The sequence below is a fragment of the Halomonas sp. C10-5 genome, from assembly GCF_057169305.1.
Genome location: NZ_CP175665.1, coordinates 310,485 through 334,782 on the forward strand (window position 1 = coordinate 310,485; position 24,298 = coordinate 334,782).

Here is a 24,298-nt window from a genome sequence, read left to right on the forward strand (position 1 = left end):
CAGGCAGTGTGGGGCCGGCAGGGCGCCGGCCCCGGCGTGTCAGCTCTTGTGCGGGGCGTTGTAGATGCTCTCGTCGAGCTCGCCTTCGCTCTTGCCGACCAGGGTAGTGACCATCAGGTCGCCGGCGACGTTCACGCTGGTGCGGGCCATGTCGAGGATGCGGTCGATGCCGGCGATGACGGCGATCGCCTCCAGCGGCAGGCCGATCTGGGCCATGACGATGGAGAGCATCACCAGGCCGGCGCCGGGCACGCCGGCGGTGCCGATGGAGGCCAGGGTGCCGGTGACAATGATCATGCCGTAGTCCATCAGGCTGAGGTCGACGCCGAGCAGCTGGGCGATGAATACCGCAACCACGCCCTGGTAGATGGCGGTGCCGTCCATGTTGATGGTGGCACCCACCGGCAGCACGAAGCCGGAGACGCCCTCCGAGACGCCGAGGTTATTCTGGGCGCAGCGGATGGAGACCGGCAGGGTGCCCGAGGAGGAGGCGGAGGAGTAGGCCACGACGAGAGCGTCGAGGATGCCCTGCAGGTAGCGCAGCGGGTTGAGCTTGCCGATCAGCGCGAGCATGCCGGAGTAGACCACCAGCACATGCAGGATGCTGGCGAGGTAGGCGACACCGATCACCTTGGCCAGCGGCAACAGCACCTCGAGGCCGTAGCTGCCGGCGACATGGGCGATCAGGCCAAATACGCCGAACGGGGCGAAGGCCATGACGATGCCGGTGAGCTTGTACATCGCCTCGGCGAAGCTCTCGAACACGCGTACCACCGGTTCACCCTTCTCGCCGATCAGGGTCAGCGAGATGCCCAGGCCGATGGCGAAGACGATGATCTGCAGGATATTGCCGCTGGCCAGGGCGTCGACGGGGTTCTGGGGCACCAGGCCGACGATGATGTCGATCAGGCTGGGGGCCTCCTTGGCCTCGACGCCGGACTCGAAGCTCATCTCCAGGCCCACACCCGGCTGGAAGATCCAAGAGGCGAGCAGGCCGATGCTGATGGCGAAGGCGGTAGTGATCAGGTAGAGGCCGATGGTGCGCGCGCCGATGCGGCCCATCTTCTGCGGGTCGCGCATGGCAGTGATGCCGACCACCAGGGTCGAGAACACCAGCGGCACGATCAGCATCTTGATGGCGCTGATGAAGATATCGCCGACGGGCTTGAAGATGCTGGCGCTCTCGCCCATCAGGGCGCCGGCCAGCACACCGAGAATCAGGCCGGCCAGGATCTTCTGCCATAGCGGAATGCGGCGCCAGAGGTTGCCCTCGGTGCTTTGCGGAGGCTGGGTCATAACATGGCTCCTTGCTGCATAAGTGCGATTTTATGGTGGGTTTATTGCGCAGGGCGGCGATTCTACAGAAAGAAACTTTGCCATTCCCGAAAAAATGCCTCCCCGCGCGGTTCGCGGGGAGGCATTTCAGGTTTGGTGCGTAGGGGGAAGAGAGAGGGCCGGCTCCGGAAGATGCCGGATCAGGACGAGGGCGTCAGCGCCTCGTCGAGCAGGTCCTGGAAGGCGCTCCAGGAGCGCTCATCGGCACGCTGCTGGTAGGCGTCGCTGCCGAACACGGTGAAGGCGTGGGGCGCGCCGGAGTAGACCTCGATCTGGTAGGTGGTACCGGCGCTCTCGAGCTCCTTGCCCAGGGTGGCGACATCGTCCAGGGAGATCGAAGCGTCGGCCCCGCCGTGGGCGATCAGGAGGGGGCCGGCGTCTTCGGACCAGCTCTGCCCCTCGGGGGTGGCCAGGCCGCCGTGGAAGCTGGCGAAGCCGTGCACGTCGTCGGCCGCGCCGGAGCGGGCCATCTCCAGCACTACTGCACCGCCGAAGCAGTAACCCATGATTACCGCATTACTCGCGGCGCCCTGGGCGCGGGCCTCTTCCAGGCCGGCCAGGGTGAGGGAACGTATGCGCTCGCGATCCTCGTAGAGGCGGGCGGTCTCGGCCTTCTTGGCCTCGGTCTCGGCCGGACGATTGCCCTGGCCGTAGAGGTCGGCGGCGAAGGCGTCGTAGCCCAGGTCTGCGAGCATGTCGGCGCGGCGGCGCTCGTAGTCATCCAGGCCGTCCCAGTCATGGATGATCAGCACGCTGCCGCGGGCTTCGCCCTCGGCTCGGGAGAGGTAGCCCTCGAAGGTTTCGCCGTCGACCTCGTAGGCGATCTCCTCACCGGCGGGTTCGAAGGCGTGGGCGCCGCCGGCGGCGAGTGCCAGGACGAGGGCAGTGGGAGTCAGGGGATAGTGCGTTGTCATTGGGGGAAACCTCCCGTGGCTGGGGTTGCCCGGCTCAGTATAGGCGGCCTGGCCTGACCGGGGGCTCGCGATTGTGCAAGCGTTGGCGAAGTCGACTTGAGTTTTTTCCTTTGCCCTTCCAGATTTAGGGGGTGTGTCATCCCTGCAAACCAAGCGAGACGAACAATATGAAGAAGAGTCTAGTAGCGATGGCGGTAGCCGCCTCCACCCTGGCCATGGGCGCTGCCCAGGCCGAGGTGAAGATCGGCTTCCTGGGCGGCTTCACCGGCCCGATCGAGACCCTGACCCCACCGGTCTATGATGCGGCGCAGCTGGCGATGCAGCATGTCAACGAGCAGGGCGGCGTGCTGGGCGGCGAGCAGATTACCATGCCCAGCGGCGATACCACCTGTTCCGACGCCTCGGCGGCCTCCAACGCGGCCGACCGCCTGGTCAACAGCGAGGAGGTCACGGCGATCGTCGGTGCGCTGTGCACCGGCGCCACCATCGCCGCGGCCAACAACGCCGCCATTCCGGGGGGCGTGGTGATGGTCTCTCCGGCCTCCACGGCTCCGGCGGTGAGCGAACTGGACGACAATGACCTGGTGTACCGCACCGTGCCCTCCGATGCCTTCCAGGGCGAGGCCCTGGCCAAGATGCTGCTGGAGAAGGGCATCGAGGAGGTGGCAGTCACCTACGTGAACAACGACTACGGTCGTGGCCTGGCCGATGCCTTCGTGGCCACCTACGAGGCCGAGGGCGGCACGGTGGCCGAGAACCTGGCCCACGAGGACAACCGCGCCGACTACCGTTCCGAGCTGGGCACCCTCTCGGCGACCGGCGTGCCCGACCTGGTGGTACTGGCCTATGGCGATACCTCCGGCCAGACCGTGGTGCGCCAGGCCTACGAGAGCGGCATGTTCACCCGCTACATCGGTGCCGACGGCATGGTGATCTCGGGGCTGCTCGATGGCGTGGGTGAAGAGGTGCTCAACGACAGCTTCATCGCCACGCGCCCGGGCAACCCGGACAGCCCCGGCACCGAACGCTTCGTCGAGCTGGCCGAGGCGGGGGGCATCTCCCACGAGGCGGTGTTCGCAGGGCAGGGTTACGACGCCGCCTTCCTGCTGGCGCTGGCCATCGAGCAGAACGGCAGCGCCGAGCGCGAGGGGCTCTCCGCGGCGCTGCGCAGTGTCTCCTCCGCCCCGGGTGAGGTGATCCTGCCTGGCGAGTGGGAGAAGGCTCTGGAGCTGATCGCCGCCGGCGAGGAGATCAACTACGAGGGCGCCTCCGGCAGCCACGAGTTCGACGACAAGGGCGACGTCCCGGGTATCGTCGAGGAGATGGCGGTCGAGGGCGGCGAGTTCGTCAGCAAGGGCTTCCTGGACGAGTAAACTCACCCACCTCTCAATGCTCTGAAACGCTTCGGCCTCGGCGGGAAACCGCCGGGGCCGAAGCGTTTTTACTGACTTGATCATCCAGGCACCGTGTGGACTTCAAACCGACTCGACCTTGCAGGAGGCGCTAGGTTGTTCCTTGACGGGTCAATTTATCATGATAAATTTTCCATAGCGCCACTCGTACTGAGGGTGGCGTGTGTCGAACCTACAAGGACAAGAGCCATGACATCCCACGACCAGACGCTTCGCGCGCACAAGAAGAAGTGGTACCAGACGGTACCCGATCCCATGGTGCTGATATTCCTGATCCTTCTGGCAACCTATGCCCTCACCTTCGTGGTGCCGGCCGGTGAGTTCGAGCGGGTGATGGAGGATGGTCGCACCCGGGTCGTGCCCGGCTCGTTTCAGTACCTGAACGACGTCGGTGCCATCAATCCTTTCGATATCTTCGTGGCGGTCCCCCGCGGGCTCAACGAAGCCTCGTTGTATCTGTTCATCGTGTTCATCGCCGGCGGGCTGTTTCACATCCTGCAGCGCACCGGTTCGCTGGAGAACGCGATCGGCGTGGCCGTGAATCGTGTGGGCGTGGAGCGCCGCAACGTGATCATTACCGCCGGCACCTTCATCTATGGCTTCTTCGGTGTCGCCGTGGGCTTCGAGAACAATATCGCTCTGGTGCCCATCGCGGTGCTCATCGCCAGTGCCATCGGCTGTTCGAGTCTGGTGGGCACGACCATGGCGGTCGGCGGCATCGGGATCGGCTTCGCGCTCTCCCCGATCAACCCCTATACGGTCGGCGTTGCACAGGGTATCGCCGAGTTACCGACCTTCTCCGGCGCCTGGCTGCGCACGTTGATGGTTCTGTCATCGCTGGGCCTGCTCTCCTTCTACATCTGCCGCTGGGTGGTGAAGATGGACTTCGAGGAGCCGGACAACACCAAGGCGATGAGCAAGTCCCTCGATGAGTACGCGATGACTCGCAAGGACAAGTGGACGCTGGGCGTATTCGTGCTTGGCCTGGCAGCGATGCTGGTGGGTGTGTTCGCTCAGGGGTGGTACATCAACGAGATTGCCGGGATGTTCCTGCTGATCGCCATCGTGATCGGTATCGTCAATGGCTATTCGGCCAACGAGATCGTCAAGCAGATGATGGAGGGGGCTTCCAAGGTGACCGCCGGCGCGCTGGTGATCGGCCTGGCCGCCTCGATCCAGGTGATCCTGCAGCAGGCACAGATCATCGACACCATCGTCTACGGCCTGAGCGGCATGATTCAGGGTATTCCCGGTGCGCTGTCGGCGATCATGGCCAGCATAGTACAGGGGGCGATCAACCTGTTCGTGCCTTCGGGTTCGGGCCAGGCGCTGGTGACTATGCCCATCCTGGTCCCGGTGGCCGACCTGGTCGGCATGAGCCGCCAGCTGATGATCACCGCCTTTCAGGTCGGTGATGGCCTGACCAACCTGATCGTGCCGACCTCCGGGGGAACCCTGGCCATGCTGGCGCTGGGACGCGTCTCCTACGAGAAGTGGCTAAAGGCGATCCTGCCCTTCATGGTGCTGGTCTACGGGCTCTCCTGGGTCGGGCTGGTGATAGGCCATCTGGTCGGCTATTGAGCGCCCCATGACTCTCTCCCTCCTGCACGTGCAGCCGGCCACCGGCACGGTGGCGGCGCTAACCGCCACCGGTGGCGTGGCTGTCGGCGGCTATGTGCACCATGTCTGGCGTGGCGTCGGCGCCTGCGCTACCCAGGGGTTGGCCACCAACCCCTGGTACCCCGATACAGTGCGTGTGGCGCTAAATGATTCAGATAGCGCCGAGCAGGCCCTCGCCCAAACCGTCGTATCGGATCCGGGAGCGAGCCGTCGCCAGTGCCTGGTGATGGATCACCAGGGCCGGGCGGCGGTCCACAGCGGTACCGACAACCTGCCCGTGGTCGCCGCCGTCTGTCTCCCCACCGTCGCCGCCGCCGGCAACATGCTGGCCGATGCCGAGGTGATCGACGCCCTGCTCTATCGCTTCCTCGAGCAGGCCTGCGTCAATGCCGAGACGGCGTGGCGAGAGGTCGAATCCCCCCGCTACCGCGATGACTACGAGGCGCTGCTTCCCGAGATTCTGGTAGCGGCCCTCGAGGCCGCGCTGGCGGGCGGCGGCGATGGCCGCGGCACCCGCTCGGCGGCGCTGCGGGTGGAGTCGTTCTCCGCCGCCCCCATCGATCTTCGCGTGGACTGGGCCGAGAACCCGGCGGCCGAGCTGCGCGCTCTTCTAGAGCGAGTACGCGAACCGACCTTTGCCGACTTCCTGGCCGCGCTACCGCTCCGCTGAACCCTGGAGTCCTCATGAATATTGCCAACGACGCCCCCACCCTGGGGAAGACCCTGATAGCGCGGCTCGACGAGGCCGCGACCTTCTCCCGACCGGGTCCCGGCGTGACCCGGCTGTTCTGCTCGGAGGAGCACCGCCAGGTGCTGGAGCTGATCGGTGACTGGATGCGCCAGGCCGGACTGGAACCTAGTCTCGATGCCTCGGGGAACCTGGTGGGACGCAACCCGCGTGCGACTGCCGGGGAGAAGACCCTGATCCTCGGCTCACACCAGGACACCGTCACCGAAGGCGGCAAGTACGACGGCATGCTCGGCGTCGCCCTGCCGCTGATGGCACTGCAGGAGCTTAAGGATCAGGGAGTTGAACTCCCCTATGGAGTGGAGGTGGTTGCCTTCGGTGACGAGGAGGGTACTCGTTTCCAGTCGACCCTGATCGGAAGCCGCGCCCTGGCGGGCACGCTGGATGACGAGAGCCTGGCCGCCCTAGATGCCGAGGGTATCAGCGTGGCGGAGGCCATTAAGACCTTCGGCGGCGAACCCGAGGCGATTCCCGACCTGGCGCGGCGTCCCGAACAGGTGCTGGGCTTCGTCGAGGTCCACATCGAGCAGGGACCGGTGCTGGAGTCGCGTGACCATGCGGTGGGCGTGGTGACGGCACTGACCGGTATCGAGCGCCAACGGGTCACGGTCACCGGCAAGGCGGGCCATGCCGGCACCACTCCCATGGCAGGGCGCCGCGATGCCCTGGTCGGTGCCGCCGAGATGGTGGTAGAGGCCGATCGCCTGCTCCAGGCCACCGACAACTTCGTCGGGGTGGTCGGCAAGCTCGAGGTCCGTCCCAATGCCGTGAACGTGATTCCCTCCGAGGTGACCTTTACCCTGGAGCTGCGCTCACCGGACGGTGAGACTCGCGCCCGCGGGCGCGAGGAGATACTGAGCGCCTTTCGCCGCCTGGCCGAGGCGCGCGGCCTCGAGGTGGTGATCGAGCGCACCTACGCCGCCGAGGCGGTGGCCTGTGCCGAGTGGCTGATCGAGGCTCTGGAGGAGGCGTGTGGCGGTGCCGGCGAGCCGGTCGAGCGGATGTTCAGCGGGGCTGGCCACGACGGACTGGCGATGCATGACCTGACTGATATCGGCATGCTGTTCGTGCGCTGCCGCGATGGCCTGAGCCACCACCCGGACGAATCGATCACCGCCGAGGACGCCGAACGCGCCACCCGAGTGATGATGCAGTTCCTGCGCGCGATGGAGTCGCGAGTCTGACAGGCAGGACGGAAGGGGGCTCACGGTGCCCGACTCAGCCGGTGAGGAAACCGCGCTGCACCTGGGCCTCGTTGTCGTTCATCACCGCCTGGGCGGAGAGCATGTGTTCGCGCATCAGTGCCCGAGCCAGCTCGGCATCGCCGGCCTCAATGGCATCGAGGATACGCGCATGATAGCGACACCCCGTGGGTCCGATCTGGTGGGCACCAGGCTCGTAGAGCCGGCGATAGACGGTGAGGTCCGAGAGCATCTCCACGATGAAGCGGATGATGAAGGAGAGCAGCGGATTGCCCCCGGCGAGCTCGGCCAGCATCTCGTGGAAGTGCAGCGACTCCATATGCTGCTGACGCTCGCCCTCCATATCATCGGCAGGCTCGGCATAGCTGTGCAGACTATTGCGCAGGCGGGTCAGGTCCTCGACGCTGACCTTGCCGGCCAGCGATGCGGCCAGCTCCGGCTCCAGCGCCAGACGGATCTGGTAGATGTCTCGAATCGAGATGTCCTGGAAGTAGAAGTAATGGCTGAGCAGTGCCGTGGCCTTGGCCTCGCTCATGCGGCAGACGAAGACGCCGCCACGGGGACCAGTGCGCGTCTCCACCAGCCCCTGGGCCTCGAGCACGCGGGTACTCTCTCGGATCGTGCCCTTGGAGACATCCAGCTTGGCCATCAGCTCCGCCTCGCTGGGTAGCCTATCACCGGGCTTCAGCTGGCGATCCACGATCCAGCCCTTGATGGTGTCCGCCACTCGATACGGTAATCGCCGACTCGCTGCCATTCGTCTCGTGTGCTCCCCGTTGCGACGCGGCCCATTATCGGCAAGATGGTGGGGCTTGGCTAACGCCGAAGCCACGTCCTCAACCTCTCCCTGTTCCTGGTTTCGCTAGCCATGGTGCTTGACCTTCTCGGGCAGCAGTCCCTTGGGCGCGAAGCGCAGCACCAGGGAGATCAGCAGGCCGATGACGAACACCCGGGCCTGGAGGGCGCGGCTGTCGAGGTTGGTGGGTGCCTCCCAGCCGAAGCTGCCCTCGCCGAAGGTGATCGCCAGTTCGAGCACCGCCAGCGCCAGGGGCTCGGACATCACCCAGATGATATACACCGCGAAGGCACCGAAGATGGTGCCCAGGTTATTGCCCGGACCGCCGAGGATCACCATCACCAGTACCAGGAAGGTGTGGTTGAGGGGCAGGTAGCCCTGGGGGTCGAAGATGCCGTTGAAGCTGCCCAGGGCGGCGCCGCCGACGCCCATCAGGATGCAGCCCAGCACGAAGATCTCCAGGCGCCGCTGGTTGATGTCCTTGCCCATGGCCGCGGCGGAGACCTCGTTGTCGCGGATGGCGCGGATCATGCGTCCCCAGGGGGCGCGGTAGGCACGGGTGAGCAGGAAGAAGATCGCCACGATCATCACCGCCGTGACCGACAGGTAGAGCGCCCGGGCGAGGGTGAAGCCGACCGTCTCGGGTCCTGGCACCGGCCAGGGCAGCGGCGAGACGGTGGCGGTGCCGCGGGTCAGCCAATCGGCGTTCTTGAGCATCGCCTTGATGATCTCGGCGATGCCCAGGGTGGCGATGGCCAGGTAGTCGCTGCGCAGTCCCAGGCACACCTTGCCGATGAAGTAGCCGACGAACCCGGCCAGCGTGCCGCCGACGATCCACCCGGCCCAGGGCGGCAGCCCCAGCCCGCCGATATAGCCGAACTGTGACTCGATCTGCTCGGTCACCAGGCCCAGGCGGGCCGAGACCAGCAGGTAGAAGAGCAGCGCCAGGGCCACCGCCAGGCCGGTACGCAGCCGCCGGGGCACGCCCAGGTGGTGCAGGCGGCTGGCACCGACCACCACCAGCACGCCGCCCAGGGCCATCAGCACCACCATGCCCAGTTCGCCGGAGAGGGGGCTGGCCCAGAACTCGCCGTTGACCGGCATGCTGAAGGCCATGGCGCTGTAGCCGCCGAGGGCCACGAAGCCCATCACCCCGGCGTTGAACTGGCCGGCATAGCCCCACTGGATGGTCAGGCCCAGCGCCAGGATGGCGTAGCAGGCCGCCTCCACCAGCATGCGCGTGCTGTAGGCGGCCCCCATGACGGTGTAGACGCCGAGGATGGCGGCCATCAGGATGGCGAACAGCACCACCTCACGCAGCGGGAAGCGCGACGGGGCGGCGACCAGGTCCTCTCGATGCTCGTGTTGTCCTTGTTGCTGCTGTGTGCTCATCAGATCACCTTGCCCTTGAAGATGCCGGTGGGGCGCCACACCAGAATGGCGACGAGGAGGAAGAAGGGCACCACGATCTTGTACTCCGTGCCGACGAAGGCCAGGTTGCCGGCGTTGGCCAGCCACTCCGGCAGGCTGTCGCGGAAAGGCCGCAGCAGCACCCCCCAGTTGAACACCGCCAGGGTCTCGGCGAAGCCCACCACGAAGCCGCCGGCGATGGCGCCGTAGGGGTGCCCCACGCCGCTGACGATGGCCGCGGCAAAGATCGGCAGCAGCAGGAAGAAGCTGAGGTCGGGCTTGAAGGTGACATCCAGCGACAGCAGGGTGCCGGCGATGGCCGCCAGGCCACCGACGATCACCCAGGTCACGGCCACGATCAGGTTGGTATTGATGCCCGAGGCGCGGGCCAGGTCGGGGTTGTCGGACATGGCGCGCATCGCCTTGCCCAGCCGCGAGCGGGAGAGGAAGAGGTGCAGTCCCACCACGCTCGCGATGGTCAGCACGAAGAGGATGAGCTGGGGTTCGGTGACCACGATGGGGGCTCGCACGCCCTCGAAGGGCAGGGCGAGGCGGAAGATCTCCTTGCGGTCGTCGACATACAGGCTGGTGCCGCTGGTGCCGGCGAACAGGCGGATCAGCCCCTGCAGCATCAGGGTCACGCCCAGCGAGGCGATCACCATGACGATGGGCTTCACACCATGGGCGCGCAGCGGCTTGTAGAACACCTTGTCGATGCCTACCGCCAGGCCCGCGGTCAGCAGCATGGCCAGGGGCAGCATCACCACGGCGGTGGGCAGCCCCAGGGCCGCGCCGGCCCCCGGGAAGGCCATGGTCAGCAGCAGCACCATGAAGGCACCGAAGGTCATCATGTCGGCGTGGGCGAAGTGGGCGAAGCGCATGATGCTGAACACCAGGGTGACGCCCACCGCGCCGATGGCGTAGATCGAGCCGGTGACGCTGCCGGCGACGATCACGTTGTTGATGAAGAAGACGAATTCGTTCACGAGGTTGGTTCTCCCTTGCCTCCCCAGCGGTTCAGCCGCCCAGGAAGCTCCTGGCCACTTCCGGGTCCGCCAGCAGGGCGGCCCCGGTATCGGTGAAACGGTTCTGGCCGGCGGCCAGCACGAAGCCCTTGTCGGCGATGGCCAGCGCCTGCTTGGCGTTCTGCTCCACCATCAGGATGCCGACGCCGGCGGCGTTGACCTGCTTTACCTGCTCGAAGATCTCGTTCACGAAGAGTGGCGAGAGGCCGGCGGTGGGTTCGTCGAGCAGCAGCACGCTGGGCTCCGCCATCAATGCGCGGCCCATGGCCACCATCTGGCGCTGGCCCCCCGAGAGCTCGCCGGCGGGCTGGTGGCGCTTGTCGTAGAGCGGCGGGAAGAAGTCATAGATCTGCCTGAGCATGCGCTTGACGTTGCCCGGCTTGAGGAAGGCCCCCATCTGCAGGTTCTCCTTCACCGTCAGGCTCGGGAAGACGTTGTGCTCCTGGGGCACGAAGCCCATGCCCTGCTGCACCAGCCTGTGCGGGGGCAGGTTGTGGATGGGCTCGCCACGCAGCAGGATCTCGCCCTGGCTTACCACGAGCAGGCCGAAGATGGCCTTGAGCATGGTGGACTTGCCGGCGCCGTTGGGGCCGACGATGACGCCGATCTCGTCGGCCTCCAGGGTCAGGTTCACCCCGTTGAGGATGTTCATGCCGCCGTAGCCGCCGTAGACCTCACGCGCTTCAAGTAGTGGCATCTTGGGACGCTCCGAAGTAGGCCTCGATGACCTCGGGGTTGTTCTGGATCTCCTCGATGGAGCCCTCGACCATCACGCTGCCCTGGGCGAGCACGATCACCGGGTCGCAGAGCCGGGCGATCATGTCCATGTCGTGCTCGATGACCAGGAAGGTGTAACCCATCTCGCGGTTGAGCCGTTCGATATTGGTCACCAGGTCGCCGAGCAGGGTGCGGTTGACCCCGGCGGCGATCTCGTCGAGCAGTACCACCCGGACGTCGGTCATCATGGTGCGGCCGAGCTCGAGGAGCTTCTTCTGGCCGCCGGAGAGGTTGCCGGCCAGTTCGTTGCGCACGTGATGCAGGCCGATGAAGTCGATCACCTCCAGTGCCCGGCGGCGCACCTCGGTTTCCTGGGAGCGTACCAGGTCGGGCTTGAGCCAGGCGTTGAACAGGCTTTCGCCGGCCTGGGCCGGGGGCACCATCATCAGGTTCTCCAGCGCGGTCATCTGGGAGAACTCGTGGGCGATCTGGAAGGTGCGCAGCAAGCCCTTGTGGAAAAGCTCGTTGGCCGGGCGGTTGGTGATATCTTCGCCCTCGAGCAGCACCTTGCCACTGTCCAGCGGCAGGGCCCCGGCGATGATGTTGAACAGCGTCGACTTGCCGGCGCCATTGGGACCGATCAGGCCGGTGATCGAGCCCGACTCCACCGAGAGCGAGCAGTCGTTGATCACCCTGAGGCCGCCGAAGGCCTTGTTGACGTGCTGCACGTCGATCATGGATGCCATGCGCTATGTCTCGTTGTTGTTGTGTTGATTTGATGTATCTGCTTGCTATGTCACGCCGCCACGACGCCGCCGCCCCTCGAGGCGGCAGCGTGGGTCACTGTTCCTGGCGGTCATCCATCAGGAAGGTGCGGCCGGCGGCGAAGGCGCCGACGATCACTACCGCGCCGATGGCCGGAATCAGATAGCCATCTACCTGGGGAATGGCGCGCAGGAACACGAAGGAGACCGCCGCCGGGGCGACGAAGCGCACCAGGAAGCGCCAGATGGCGAACCAGGTCTCGTTGGTGCGCATCTCCTTCATCACCTCGGAGTGGGTCAGCGCCCAGCCGGCGAACAGCGCGATCAACAGGCCACCCAGCGGCATGAAGATGTTGGTGAGCAGTTCGAAGAGGTCGAAGGCGCTGCGCCCGAACAGGCTGTGGAAGATACTGCCCTCGGCCCACAGGTTGAAGCTGACCACGGTGAGCAGGCCCAGTGCCCAGGTGGCTACCACCATGGCGAATACCGCCTGGGGACGGGTGAGGTCGAAGCGTTCGACCAGGAAGGCGGCTACCGGCTCGATCAGCGAGATGGAGGAGCTGATCGCCGCACCTAGCACCAGGATGAAGAAGACTCCGCCGACCAGCGCGCCGCCGGGCATCTCGGCGAAGGCCAGCGGCAGGGTGACGAACATCAACCCGGGGCCCTGGCCGGCGTCGAGGCCGGCACCGAAGACAAGCGAGAAGATCGCCAGGCCGGCGACGATGGCCACCGCGGTATCGATCACGGCGATGGCGATGGCGGTGCGGGTCAGCGACACCTCGCTGGACATGTACGCGCCGTAGGCCATGATGGCGCCCATGCCCAGACTCAGGGTGAAGAACGACTGGCCCATGGCCTCGAGCCAGCCTTCCAGGCTGAGGTCGGCAACATTGAAGGTGAACAGGAAACTGGCGGCGGCGGCGAAGTCGCCGTTGGTCACGCCGTAGGCGAGCACCACCAGCAGGATCACGAAGAGAGCCGGCATGATCACCCGCAGCCCGCGTTCGATACCCTGGTGGACGCCGAGGCCGACGATCAGCCCCGAGGCGACGATGAACAGGGTGTGGTAGAGGGTGAGCAGCGAGGGCGAGGCGAGCAGGGCGTCGAAACCGGCGGCGATGGTTGCGGCGTCGGCCCCGACCAGGGCGCCGGTAAACATCTGCCAGGTGTAGTGGATCGCCCAGCCGGCGATTACCGAATAGAAGCTGAGGATCAGGAAGGCGGAGACGGCGCCCAGCCAGCCGATAGTTTGCCAGCTGCGCGAGGTATGGTGGGTACGGGTCAGGAAATGCATGCCCATGATGGGGCTGCGTCGGCTGGCGCGGCCCAGCATGATCTCGGCGATCAGGATCGGAATGCCCACGGCGAAGATGGTCAGGGCGTAGACCAGCAGGAAGGCGCCGCCGCCGTTCTCGCCGGCCAGGTAGGGAAAGCGCCACAGGTTCCCCAGTCCTACCGCCGAGCCGACCGCGGCCAGCAGGAAGGTGCCCTTGTGGGTCCAGACGTTGTGCGTGCTCATCGTGGCTCCGAAGCTGAAAGCATTGGCCGTTGGCCCAGCTCGCCACTTTGCGACAAAACCCCTTCGGGAACCAGTGGCAACGCGTTTGCCGCGTTAACGTCCGGGAAGAGGAGGGGGTCGGCTAGTCATTCTCGCGCCTCTCGTCGGGGTCCCCGAGGGTCGGCTCCAGGGCCCGGAACTCGTCGGGCAGGCGCACGGTGTCGCCCAGGGCGAGCTTGCCGTGGGACTTGAGCCTACGGCCGTTGTCCACGGAGATGATCGCCGCCACCTCGCCGATGCTGGTGCCTTCCACATAGGCCTCCACCTTTACCCGTACCACGGCACCCTCATGGCGGGCCGAGAGGATGTCGCCGGGGCCGGGGTCCGAATAGCCGCCGGGGTCCTGCTGGAAGTGGTGCATCACGCTGTCGGCGCCGGGGTCGTCCCACTCCACGTGCTTGTGCATCGGGGCTCTCCTTCTCTGTATGGGCATGCCTGCAAGGGCATGCCTCCAGCATAGAGGGTGGCGACGTTGACGGGAAAGGCGCTGGTGGCAGACAGCCATGAAAAGGCCCGCCGATCGGCGGGCCTGGGAGAGCGGAGTGGCAAGCGTTACTTCTTCGAGGCGCGCTTGCGCTCGTTCTCGGTGAGGTGCTTCTTGCGTAGGCGGATGAAGTTGGGAGTGATCTCCACCAGCTCGTCGTCATCGAGGAATTCGATGGCCTGCTCGAGGCTGAACTTGACCGGGGGGGTCAGCACGATGTTCTCGTCATTGCCCGAGGCACGCATGTTGTCGAGCTTCTTGCCCTTGGTGGGGTTGACCACCATGTCGTTGGCGCGGTTGTTGATGCCGATCAGCATGCCCTCGTAGACCTCGGTGCCGTGGTCGATGATCAGCTTGCCGCGCTCCTGAAGGGCATAGAGGGCGTAGGCCAGGGCCTTGCCGGAGACCATGGAGACCAGCACGCCGTTGCGACGCTCGATGGCGGCGTCGGGCTTGAGCGGGCCGTAGTGGTCGAAGCGGCTGGTGAGGATGCCGGTGCCCGAGGTCAGGGTCATGAACTGGCCGCGGAAGCCGATCAGGCCGCGTGCCGGGATGATGAAGTCCAGGCGCACCCGGCCCTTGCCGTCGGGGTTCATGTTCTTGAGCTCGCCCTTGCGGTAGCCGATCTCCTCCATGATGGCGCCCTGGTGCTGCTCCTCGCAGTCGATGATCACCTCTTCGTACGGCTCCTGCTTCTCGCCGTCGATCTCGCGGATGATCACCTCGGGGCGGCCCACGGCCAGCTCGAAGCCTTCGCGACGCATGCTCTCGATCAGCACCGAGAGGTGCAGCTCGCCACGACCGGAGACCTTGAACTTCTCCGGGGTCTCGCCCTGCTCGACGCGCAGCGCCACGTTATGGATCAGCTCCTGTTCGAGGCGATCCTTGATGTTGCGGCTGGTAACGAACTTGCCGTCCTTGCCGGCGAAGGGCGAGTCGTTGACCTGGAAGGTCATGGAGACGGTGGGCTCGTCCACCGAGAGCGGCGGCAGCGCCTCGACGGCGGCCGGGTCGCACAGGGTGTCGGAGATCGCCAGGGCGTCGATGCCGGTGATGCAGACGATATCGCCGGCGGTGGCCTCGTCGGTCTGTACGCGTTCCAGGCCCATGTGGGTCATCACCTGGCCGATCTTGCCCTTACGGGTGTTGCCTTCCTTGGTGATGACGGTGACCTGCTGGTTGGGCTTGACCGAGCCGCGCTTGATGCGGCCCAGGCCGATGACGCCGACGTAGCTGTTGTAGTCCAGCGCCGAGATCTGCATCTGGAAGGGACCGTCGAGCTCGACCTTGGGCGGCTCCACGATATCGACGATGGACTGGAACATGGGCGTCATGTCCTCGGCCAGCTCGTCGGGGTCGGGGCCGGCGATGCCGTTGAGCGCCGAGCAGTAGATGATCGGGAAGTCGAGCTGCTCATCGGAGGCACCGAGGTTGTCGAACAGGTCGAAGATCTGGTCGATCACCCAGTCGGGACGCGCGCCGGGACGGTCGATCTTGTTGACCACCACGATGGGCTTGAGGCCCTGGTCGAAGGCCTTCTGGGTCACGAAGCGGGTCTGCGGCATGGGGCCGTCGACCGCATCGACCAGCAGCAGCACCGAGTCGACCATGGACATGACGCGCTCGACCTCGCCACCGAAGTCGGCGTGTCCGGGGGTATCGACGATGTTGATGTGGTAGGCCTGGCCATCCGGTGACTGCCAGCGGATCGCGGTGTTCTTGGCCAGGATGGTGATGCCGCGTTCCTTCTCCTGGTCATTGGAGTCCATGACGCGCTCCTGGCCCTCGGCCTTGCGGTCCAGGGTGCCGGACTGCTGGAGCAGCTTGTCGACCAGGGTGGTCTTGCCGTGGTCGACGTGCGCGATAATCGCGATATTTCTGAGACTTTCGATATTTGAAGGACTTACGGTCGTGCTCATAAGGTGTGACTCGCTGATATGTACGCACCTATGTACACGTTCTGGTAAGTACCCTAGGCGCGGGGCAGGGATGTGGGACGCGCATTGTACAGACTAGCGGCGCCCAGGAGTAGCAAGTTTGCCGACTTGCCATGGCGTGCCCTCGAGCCTGGTCCGCTCGCCTCATCCGGGGCCTGGGCCCGTGACACCGCCTGGCGGTGGTTATCTTTCCCGCTGATCGGGGGCAGCCAGCTCCAGGCGAGCCCCGCAGTGGCGCAGGCGCGCCACCAGGTCGGTGAGGGCGTCGCGGTCGAGACCCGGGTCGCAACCGCCGAGGCGCTCGTACCAGTGGCGCGCCAGGCAGATGCCGGCCGTGGTGGCAGGCTTTCGGCGACCCAGCAGGCGGGCGAACAGCCCCGGCGTGCTGTCGGGCAGGATCACGGCGTCGACCTCGCCTTCGGCCACACGTTGTGCCAGCTGAATCAGGCTGAGGGTAGAGGAGAGAGAGCCAAGCACGGGAAACACCAGCAACGAACCGCTGGTCTTGGGGATGGCGGTGGCGAGGCGCTCGCCCAGAGGGGCGCCGGGCAGGCGCAGGTGGCGTGCCCCATAGCGGCGTGCGATGCCGGTGACCCGTGGATCTCGGGTATCGTCGACAACAACAAGCTCGAAGGATTGGTCGGCGGCGAGGCTGGCCACCAGTGCCAGCTCCCGGGGTAGCCTGGCGCCGGCACTGCGTGCATCGATCAGTAAAGTGCCGGAAGGAGCGGCCATAGGCTCTCCGAGGCCAGAAGGAGGAGGCTCCGGGTGGCGGCCAGGAGACGCGGCCGGCGTGGAGTGTTGTAAGCAAGTGTAGCTTGAAGTTATTGAATGTATCAAAGGCTTGTTGCCGGCGCTGTCCGGTGGTTCGTAATGGTGCGTATCGTCCGGGCTTTGCACCGTTATGGTGCGGTTTGTGTCAGACTGTCTCGCCCAACGAGCCGGCGCCTCATCGAAGTGCAGCAGGCATCTCGGATAAAATTCAAGTTATTCAATTAATTGTGTGAGGCGTGCCTGTGTGGGGTGCAGGGTTGGCACGCCGCCTGCATTGTTATGGTCAGAGCCCGGTGATGCCGGGCCGTCGTGGGCAGCGTGCCTGCGGCGTGCTACAACAGCTTGCTGGGGTTCCAGCATCGTTATGCCTGAATCACCTCAACCATCGAGCCATGCTCAACCGGAGGACACCATGTCTGCCAAGACGCTCGCCCTGATCGAAGAACATGACGTCAAGTGGATCGACCTGCGCTTCACCGACACCATCGGCAAGGAGCAGCACGTCACCATCCCGGCCCGGGAGGTGGATGAGGAGTTCTTCGAGAACGGACAGATGTTCGACGGCTCTTCCATGTCCGGCTGGAAGGGCATCAACGAATCCGACATGATCCTGCGTCCGGAGGATGGCACCGCCTTCCTGGATCCCTTCACCGAGGATTCCACCCTGGTGCTGCGCTGCGATGTCATCGAGCCGGCCACCATGCAGGGCTATGAGCGTGATCCGCGCTCCATCGCCAAGCGTGCCGAGGCCTACCTGCAGTCCACTGGCCTGGGCGACACCGCCTTCTTCGGCCCGGAGCCCGAGTTCTTCATCTTCGACGAGGTGCACTGGAAGGCCGACCCCGAAGGCGCCATGTACCGGATCACCTCCGAGGAGGGCGCCTGGGCCACCGACCGTCCCATCGAGGGCGGCAACCTGGCCCACCGTCCGCGGGTCAAGGGCGGCTACTTCCCGGTGCCCCCGGTAGACAGCTTCCACGACATCCGTGGCGCCATGTGCAACACCCTGGAGGCGATCGGCCAGAGCGTCGAGGTGCACCACCACGAGGTGGCCAACGCCGGCCAGAACGAGATCGGGGTCAAGTTCAACACCCTGGTCAAGAAGGCCGATGAGGTCCAGGAGATGAAGTATGTGATCCACAACGTGGCTCACGCCTACGGCAAGACCGCCACCTTCATGCCCAAGCCTGTCGTGGGCGACAACGGCAGCGGCATGCACGTGCACCAGTCCTTCTGGAAGGAGGGCACCAACCAGTTCGCGGGTGACGAGTACGCCGGCCTCTCCGAGATGGCCATCTACTACATCGGCGGCATCATCAAGCATGCGCGTGCCTTGAACGCCTTCGCCAACGCCTCCACCAACTCCTATAAGCGCCTGGTGCCGGGCTTCGAGGCGCCGGTGATGCTGGCCTATTCGGCTCGCAACCGTTCGGCCTCCATCCGTATCCCCTACACCGCGAGCCCCAAGGGCAAGCGCGTCGAGCTGCGTTTCCCCGACCCGACCGCCAACCCCTACCTGTGCTTCGCGGCGATGCTGATGGCCGGCATCGACGGCATCAAGAACAAGATCCACCCCGGCGATGCCATGGACAAGAACCTCTATGACCTGCCGCCGGAAGAGGGCAAGAAGGTGCCGACCGTGGCGCATAGCCTCGACCAGGCCCTGGAGGCACTGGACAAGGATCGTGCCTTCCTGACCGAGGGTGGCGTGTTCACCGATGACATGATCGACGCCTACATCGAGCTGAAGATGGAAGACGTGGACCGCCTGCGCATGGCCACGCACCCGGTCGAGTTCGACATGTACTACAGCTGCTGATGATCGTCGTCGCCCCGGCGGGGCGGCGCGTTACGTTGAACCAGCACTCGTTGAACCAGAAAAGGGGTTCCGCTACCGGCGGAACCCCTTTCTTCTCTACACTATCCAACGCAGAGTGGTGCTGCGGAACCATCCAGGCTCGCGCAGCCGACAAGCAGGGGGCTCTCCATGAACAAGGCAGTGCTGACGTTGGTGCTGGTCATGACCTTCGGCGTGGCCGCCGAGGCGCAGAATATCTACCGCACCACGGATGCCCAGGGCAACGTGGTGTTCACCGACAACCCCGACCGTGGCGGCGAGCAGGTGGAGCTGGCACCGGTCACGGTGGTGCCATCCAGTGGCGAAGTGCGCACCGGCCAGGCCGCGCCGCGGCTGGACAGCGCCCCGGCGGCGGCCTCGCCGGGCCAGCCGTTCATGCCCTACGACAGCTTCCGTATCGTCTCGCCGACCCACGAGCAGGCCTTCCCGGTGGGTGCGGCCGGCAACATCGCCGTGGACCTGGGGATCGAGCCCGGCCTGCGCGAGGACCATCGCGTCAGACTGCTGGTGGATGGCCAGGTCAGCCAGTCGGCGATGCACACCTCGGCGTTCATGGTGCCCAACATGAACCCCGGGGAGCATGTGCTGCAGGCCGAGCTTCTGGATGCCGGCGGCGAGGTGCGCCACCGGACGTCGCCGGTGACCATCTATGTGCTGCGTGCCAACGTGAATCGCCAATCGTCCGGTTAGCTCCCCCCTCGCTGGGCACCCTGGCCGTGGTGCCCGGACGGCAGCCCCAGGCCCTGTCGCCCACCGCATGGCGGGCACTGGCCTCCCCATTCCGAGTATCCGCCCTACCAGCCGCCTCCGTCGCCTGCTGATGAAGAGGAGTCCCTGACGCCCCGGCGGCGCCTGGACGCCCCCTCTCGACGCCTGCCCGAGGATGAGCCAGTGCAGCGCCGGGCGAGCCCGGCGCCCTGATTCGGCCCTCCGGCAATGGTGCAGGCGTCTTTCTTATGCACTATTTTGGTGCATATGTTGCGCCGTCAGACGTCGCAGGGCGCGCTGTCATGGGCCCCAGCGTCCTGGCCCGTTTCTTGCAGCTTCCCTCTCCAGAGCAAGTATACCCGGACCCGATATGGCCGCTTCGATGTACCAACGCCTGATGGAACACCTCTCCACCGCTGTGCTGTTGCTGGATGGCGAGCTCAGGGTCGCGTGGATGAACCCTGCCGCCGAGGCGCTGCTTTCGGTGAGCCTGAGTCGCGTGCAGGGGGTGCCACTCTGCTCGCTGATGGAGCAGGCGGACGGCCTGGCCGAGGTGCTGACCAAGGCGCGTGACGCCTGCCACCCCTTCACCCGTCGCGAGGCGCGCCTGGCGATGCTGGGCGGCGAGTCGCTGACCGTGGACTACACCGTGACCCCGCTCTCCCGCGACGAGCTGCTGCTGGAGGTGGAGCCCCGCGACCGCCTGATCCGCATCTCCCGGGAGGAGGCGCTGATGACCCGCCAGGAGACTGTCAAGGTGCTGACGCGGGGCCTGGCCCACGAGGTCAAGAACCCGCTGGGCGGCATCCGCGGTGCCGCCCAGCTGCTGGAGCGCGACCTGGAGAACCCGGCGCATCACGAATTCACCCGCATCATCATCGAGGAGGTGGACCGCCTGCGCGACCTGGTGGACTCCATGCTGGGCCCCAACCGGGTGATGCGCCACCAGCCGGTCAACATCCACAAGGTGCTGGAGCGGGTGCGCACCCTGCTGCTCGCCGAGCACCCCGGGGTGATCATCGAGCGCGACTATGACCCCAGCCTGCCGGACCTCGCCGGCGACGAGGCGCAGCTGATCCAGGCGGTGCTCAACGTGGCCCGCAACGCCGTGGAAGCGATGGGCGAGGCGGCGATGCCCGAGCCGCGCCTGGTGCTGCGCACCCGGGCGCGGCGCCAGTTCACCCTGGGTGCCGAGCGCCACCGTCTGGTCGCCGAGGTGGCGATCCTCGACAACGGCCCCGGCGTCCCCGAAGCGCTGCAGGAGACGCTGTTCTATCCCATGGTCTCGGGGCGTGCCGACGGCAGCGGTCTGGGGCTCTCCATCGCCCAGGGCATCCTGCACCAGCACCAGGGCCTGATCGAATGCGATTCCGTGCCGGGCCATACCGAATTCCGCCTGCTGATTCCTCTGGAGACGCGCCATGACTGACGTTGCACGCGTGGCGGTCGTCGATGACGATCGTGCCATTCGCTGGGTGCTGGAGCGCGCCCTGGCCCAGCCCGACCTCGAGGTGGAGTGCATCGAGCGCGCCGATACTGCCCTCGAGCGCCTGCTGGCCGACCCGCCCGACGTGCTGGTCACCGATATCCGCATGCCGGGCATCGATGGCCTGGACCTGATGGCCCGTGTGCGCGAGGCCCACCCGGAGCTGCCAGTGATCGTGATGACCGCCCACTCCGATCTCGATAGCGCCGTGGCCTCGTATCAGGGCGGCGCCTTCGAGTACCTGCCCAAGCCCTTCGACGTCGACGAGGCGCTGGCCCTGGTGCGCCGTGCCGTGGCCCATGCCCGGGAGCGCAAGCGCCCGGTCAGCGTGCCGGAGGGTCTGGACGCCGAGATCATCGGCGAGGCGCCGGCCATGCAGGAGGTGTTCCGCGCCATCGGCCGGCTCTCGCATTCGCATATCACGGTACTGATCAACGGCGAGTCCGGCACCGGCAAGGAGCGGGTGGCCCGCGCCCTGCACCAGCACAGTCCGCGCACCGGCAAGCCCTTCATCGCCCTCAACATGGCCGCGATTCCCCGCGACCTGATCGAGTCGGAGCTGTTCGGCCACGAGAAGGGTGCCTTCACCGGGGCCACGGCCAGCCGCCAGGGGCGCTTCGAGCAGGCCAACGGCGGCACCCTGTTCCTCGACGAGATCGGTGACATGCCGGCGGAGACCCAGACCCGACTGCTGCGGGTGCTGGCCGACGGTGAGTTCTACCGTGTCGGCGGCCACACCCCGGTGAAGGTGGACGTGCGCATTATCGCCGCCACCCACCAGGACCTGGAGCGCCTGGTGGAGGATGGTCGCTTCCGCGAGGACCTCTTCCACCGCCTCAATGTCATCCGCGTGCACCTGCCCAGGCTTTCCGAGCGGCGCGAGGATATCCCGCGCCTGGCCAACCACTTCCTGGCCGAGGCGGCCAAGGAGCTCGCCACTGACGTCAAGGTGCTCACCCCCGAGGCGGAGCGTCACCTCACCCGGCTGCCCTGGCCGGGCAACGTGCGCCAGCTGGAGAACGCCTGCCGCTGGCTGACGGTGATGGCTTCCGGGCGCGAGATCCTGGTGGAGGACCTGCCGCCGGAGCTTCGCCAGGAGAGGGACGAGGGGCTGGTCGCCAGCAGCGACTGGCGGGTGGCCTTCCGCGACTGGGCCGACCGCGCCCTGGCCGCCGGCCACACTCACCTTCTGGAGGAGGCCGTTCCCGACTTCGAACGCATCCTGATCGAGACCGCCCTGCGCCACACCGGGGGGCGCAAGGGCGAGGCCGCCGAGCTGCTGGGCTGGGGGCGCAACACCCTTACCCGCAAGCTCAAGACCCTGTTGCCGGCCCTGGCGGAGGGGGAGTAGGGGCTGGGCGGGGGCGCCGGGGGCTGCCAGAATGGGGCCTCAAGGAGAGATGCCCATGACGCAGATGAGCTGGGAGCGGCTGCTGGATCCGAGCCGCCTGCATGACCGGCGCGGCGAGCGCCCCGGTAACGGCCGTGATGAGATCGGCCGCAGCCCCTTCCACAAGGACCACGACCGCATCGTCTTCGCCGGTTCCTTCCGGCGCCTGGGACGCAAGACCCAGGTGCATCCGCTGACCGACAACGACCATATCCATACCCGCCTGACCCACTCCCTGGAGGTGGGGTGCGTGGGGCGTTCGCTGGGCATGATCGTCGGTGAGCGGCTGAGCGGCCGACTGCCCGGGTGGATCACCCCCGCTGACCTGGGGGTGATCGTCCAGGCCGCTTGCCTCGGCCACGATATCGGCAATCCGCCCTTCGGGCATGCCGGGGAGTACGCCATCCGCGACTGGTTCAAGCGTGCCGAGAGTGATGGCAAGGGTCTGCTCGAGGGGCTCTCGCCCCTGGAGCGCGAGGACCTGCTCACCTACGAGGGCAACGCCCAGGGCTTCCGGGTGGTCACCCAGATCGAGTACAACCAGTTCCGCGGCGGCATGCGCCTGACCACGGCGACCCTGGGCACCCTGCTCAAGTATCCCTGGACCGTGGAGCACGGCGGCGCGGCGGGCAAGTTCGGCTGCTACCAGAGCGAGCGCGAACTGCTGATCGAGGTGGTCGAGCGGCTGGGGCTGCTGCCCAGGGGAGAGGGACGCTGGTGCCGTCATCCGCTGGCCTGGCTGGTGGAGGCCGCCGACGACATCTGCTATGCGCTGCTCGACCTGGAAGATGGCCTGGAGATGGGCATCCTGCGCTATGACGAGGTCGCCGAGATCCTGATCCAGATCGCTGGCGGGCCCCCGGGCGACTACACCGCCATGCAGCGCCAGGGGGTCTCCCAGCGGCGGCGCATCGCCGCCCTGCGCGGTGCGGCCATGGAGCGTGCGGTGAACGATGTCGGGGCGGTGTTCGTGCAGCACGAGACGGAGCTGCTGGCCGGGCGGCTGAAGTCGGACCTGCTGGAGCTGTGTCATCCCGACCTGGACTGGGGGGTGAAGGCGGCCAAGCAGCTGGCCCGGGAGCGCATCTTCCAGAACGAGCGCAAGGCCAAGCTGGAGATCGGTGCCTATACCACCCTGGGCATCCTGCTCGAGGCCTTCATAGGCGCGGCCCACGAGCTGCACCACACCGGGCGTTCGACCTTCAAGCACCAGCGGGTGCTGGCGCTGATCGGCGAGAATACCCCGCGTCCCTCCTGGAGCCTCTACGACAGCTACCGGCGCATGCTCGACTTCATCGGCGGCATGACCGACCACTACGCCGTGGACCTGGCCCAGGAGATGGGCGGGCGCCTGCGCGGCGACTGAGCCCGGGCGCGGTCAGCCGGTCCGTTCGTGCCGTGCCATCGCCTCCACGATCGCTGCGCCGATGGTGTGTTTGCTGTCGGGAATGCCGCGGTTGCCGAACAGGCGGTTGAACTCCAGCACGTAGGGGTGGCCGTCGACCATGGCGATGTCGAAGCCGGCGTGGTCGATACCCAGTGAGCGGGCCAGGTGAAGCGCCAGCTCGATGGCCGCCTCGGGCACCCCACGATGCTCGATCCTGCCACCCCGGCTGACGTTGGCACGGTGCTCGCCCTGTTCGGCGATGCGCCAGTAGGCGGTGAGCACGCGCTCTCCCACCACCACGATGCGCAGGTCCCGATCGATGGGCAGGCGCCGCTGGGCGTAGAACACCGACTCGGTGGCCATCAGCGGGATCAGGTCCTCGCGCCGCTCGATCAGCATCACTCCCTCCCCCTGGGCGCTGCGGATTCGCTTGGCGATGTAGGGCAGCCCCAGTTGGCGCTCTACCGTCTCGAGCTCGGGGGTGGTGAAGCCGCCGATCAGGGTATCCGGCACGTGTTCGGGGCACAGCGCCTGGAAGGCGCGAGTCTGTTCCACCTTGTCGTGGCCGAGGTGGTAGCTGGGCAGGCTGGGAAAGATGCGCTTGCCGAGCCCGTAGGCCAGGGCGTTGACCTGCCAGTGGTCGGGGAACAGCAGCCACTCGGCGGCACGGATCTCGTCGAGGTGGTCATACATCCGCTGGGGCTTGAGGTAGCGCGCCCCAGGTACGCCGAGGGCCCGGATGGGGTTGAAGGTGATCAGCGTCATGGTCG

Annotated in this window: 21 protein-coding genes; 9 read left to right on the forward strand and 12 right to left on the reverse strand. The window is 66.3% G+C overall.

All coding sequences use genetic code 11. The features are described from left to right. Positions 1-39: 39 nt before the first annotated feature. Positions 40-1,296 (reverse strand): dicarboxylate/amino acid:cation symporter, encoded by a 1,257-nt coding sequence (locus ACJ7IV_RS01465; protein WP_483865482.1) that lies wholly within the window; start codon positions 1,294-1,296, stop codon positions 40-42. 179 nt (positions 1,297-1,475) lie between these two features. Continuing rightward, positions 1,476-2,249, reverse strand: a complete 774-nt coding sequence (locus ACJ7IV_RS01470; protein WP_483865483.1) for a dienelactone hydrolase family protein — start codon at positions 2,247-2,249, stop codon at positions 1,476-1,478. A gap of 167 nt (positions 2,250-2,416) precedes the next feature. On the opposite strand from ACJ7IV_RS01470, the gene ACJ7IV_RS01475 reads away from it, so the two are divergent. From ACJ7IV_RS01475 to ACJ7IV_RS01490, 4 genes are all read left to right on the forward strand, one after another. Continuing rightward, on the forward strand, positions 2,417-3,622 hold the full coding sequence (locus ACJ7IV_RS01475; RefSeq protein WP_483865484.1) for an ABC transporter substrate-binding protein: 1,206 nt from the start codon (positions 2,417-2,419) through the stop codon (positions 3,620-3,622). Positions 3,623-3,850: 228 nt separating this feature from the next. Next, complete coding sequence (locus tag ACJ7IV_RS01480) at positions 3,851-5,242, forward strand: YfcC family protein (protein WP_483865485.1); 1,392 nt, start codon at positions 3,851-3,853, stop codon at positions 5,240-5,242. 7 nt (positions 5,243-5,249) lie between these two features. Continuing rightward, positions 5,250-5,951, forward strand: coding sequence for a DUF1028 domain-containing protein (locus ACJ7IV_RS01485; RefSeq protein WP_483865486.1), 702 nt, complete (start codon positions 5,250-5,252; stop codon positions 5,949-5,951). A 14-nt stretch (positions 5,952-5,965) separates the two neighbouring features. Further along, entirely contained in the window at positions 5,966-7,213 is a 1,248-nt protein-coding gene (locus ACJ7IV_RS01490) for an allantoate amidohydrolase (protein WP_483865487.1), read from the forward strand. A gap of 34 nt (positions 7,214-7,247) precedes the next feature. Here the strand turns inward: ACJ7IV_RS01490 and ACJ7IV_RS01495 are convergent, their stop codons facing one another. The 9 genes from ACJ7IV_RS01495 to ACJ7IV_RS01535 all read right to left on the reverse strand — a co-directional run bounded on the left by ACJ7IV_RS01495 (position 7,248) and on the right by ACJ7IV_RS01535 (position 16,660). After that, positions 7,248-7,958 (reverse strand): FadR/GntR family transcriptional regulator, encoded by a 711-nt coding sequence (locus tag ACJ7IV_RS01495; protein ID WP_483865488.1) that lies wholly within the window; start codon positions 7,956-7,958, stop codon positions 7,248-7,250. Positions 7,959-8,093: 135 nt separating this feature from the next. After that, complete coding sequence (locus ACJ7IV_RS01500; RefSeq protein WP_483865489.1) at positions 8,094-9,419, reverse strand: branched-chain amino acid ABC transporter permease; 1,326 nt, start codon at positions 9,417-9,419, stop codon at positions 8,094-8,096. Then, the gene (locus ACJ7IV_RS01505) at positions 9,419-10,423 is read right to left on the reverse strand and encodes a branched-chain amino acid ABC transporter permease (RefSeq protein WP_483865490.1); all 1,005 of its coding nucleotides are present in this window, start codon (positions 10,421-10,423) and stop codon (positions 9,419-9,421) included. The genes ACJ7IV_RS01500 and ACJ7IV_RS01505 overlap by 1 nt, the downstream gene beginning before the upstream one ends. Positions 10,424-10,454: 31 nt before the next feature. Then, positions 10,455-11,159, reverse strand: a complete 705-nt coding sequence (locus ACJ7IV_RS01510) for an ATP-binding cassette domain-containing protein (RefSeq protein WP_213311084.1) — start codon at positions 11,157-11,159, stop codon at positions 10,455-10,457. Further along, positions 11,146-11,925: an ABC transporter ATP-binding protein gene (locus tag ACJ7IV_RS01515; protein WP_483865491.1), complete on the reverse strand. Its 780-nt coding sequence runs from the start codon at positions 11,923-11,925 to the stop codon at positions 11,146-11,148. The genes ACJ7IV_RS01510 and ACJ7IV_RS01515 overlap by 14 nt, the downstream gene beginning before the upstream one ends. A 94-nt stretch (positions 11,926-12,019) precedes the next feature. Next, positions 12,020-13,465: a sodium-dependent transporter gene (locus ACJ7IV_RS01520; RefSeq protein WP_483865492.1), complete on the reverse strand. Its 1,446-nt coding sequence runs from the start codon at positions 13,463-13,465 to the stop codon at positions 12,020-12,022. Between the two features lie 121 nt (positions 13,466-13,586). Next, entirely contained in the window at positions 13,587-13,910 is a 324-nt protein-coding gene (locus ACJ7IV_RS01525) for a hypothetical protein (protein WP_483865493.1), read from the reverse strand. Positions 13,911-14,056: 146 nt separating this feature from the next. After that, positions 14,057-15,907, reverse strand: coding sequence for a translational GTPase TypA (typA, locus tag ACJ7IV_RS01530; protein ID WP_483865494.1), 1,851 nt, complete (start codon positions 15,905-15,907; stop codon positions 14,057-14,059). A gap of 201 nt (positions 15,908-16,108) precedes the next feature. Continuing rightward, on the reverse strand, positions 16,109-16,660 hold the full coding sequence (locus ACJ7IV_RS01535) for a hypothetical protein (RefSeq protein WP_483865495.1): 552 nt from the start codon (positions 16,658-16,660) through the stop codon (positions 16,109-16,111). A gap of 451 nt (positions 16,661-17,111) precedes the next feature. Here ACJ7IV_RS01535 and glnA point away from each other — a divergent pair, with 451 nt between their 5' ends. From glnA to ACJ7IV_RS01560, 5 genes are all read left to right on the forward strand, one after another. Continuing rightward, positions 17,112-18,518: a glutamate--ammonia ligase gene (gene glnA / locus ACJ7IV_RS01540; RefSeq protein ID WP_483865496.1), complete on the forward strand. Its 1,407-nt coding sequence runs from the start codon at positions 17,112-17,114 to the stop codon at positions 18,516-18,518. A gap of 168 nt (positions 18,519-18,686) precedes the next feature. Further along, positions 18,687-19,247, forward strand: a complete 561-nt coding sequence (locus ACJ7IV_RS01545; protein WP_483865497.1) for a DUF4124 domain-containing protein — start codon at positions 18,687-18,689, stop codon at positions 19,245-19,247. Positions 19,248-19,647: 400 nt separating this feature from the next. After that, positions 19,648-20,694, forward strand: a complete 1,047-nt coding sequence (glnL, locus tag ACJ7IV_RS01550; RefSeq protein WP_483866532.1) for a nitrogen regulation protein NR(II) — start codon at positions 19,648-19,650, stop codon at positions 20,692-20,694. Next, positions 20,687-22,102: a nitrogen regulation protein NR(I) gene (glnG, locus tag ACJ7IV_RS01555; RefSeq protein WP_483865498.1), complete on the forward strand. Its 1,416-nt coding sequence runs from the start codon at positions 20,687-20,689 to the stop codon at positions 22,100-22,102. The genes glnL and glnG overlap by 8 nt, the downstream gene beginning before the upstream one ends. Positions 22,103-22,157: 55 nt before the next feature. After that, positions 22,158-23,507, forward strand: coding sequence for a deoxyguanosinetriphosphate triphosphohydrolase (locus ACJ7IV_RS01560; protein ID WP_483865499.1), 1,350 nt, complete (start codon positions 22,158-22,160; stop codon positions 23,505-23,507). A 12-nt stretch (positions 23,508-23,519) separates the two neighbouring features. On the opposite strand, the gene ACJ7IV_RS01565 is transcribed toward ACJ7IV_RS01560, so the two are convergent. Continuing rightward, complete coding sequence (locus ACJ7IV_RS01565; RefSeq protein WP_483865500.1) at positions 23,520-24,293, reverse strand: ATP-grasp domain-containing protein; 774 nt, start codon at positions 24,291-24,293, stop codon at positions 23,520-23,522. Between the last annotated feature and the right edge of the window lie 5 nt (positions 24,294-24,298).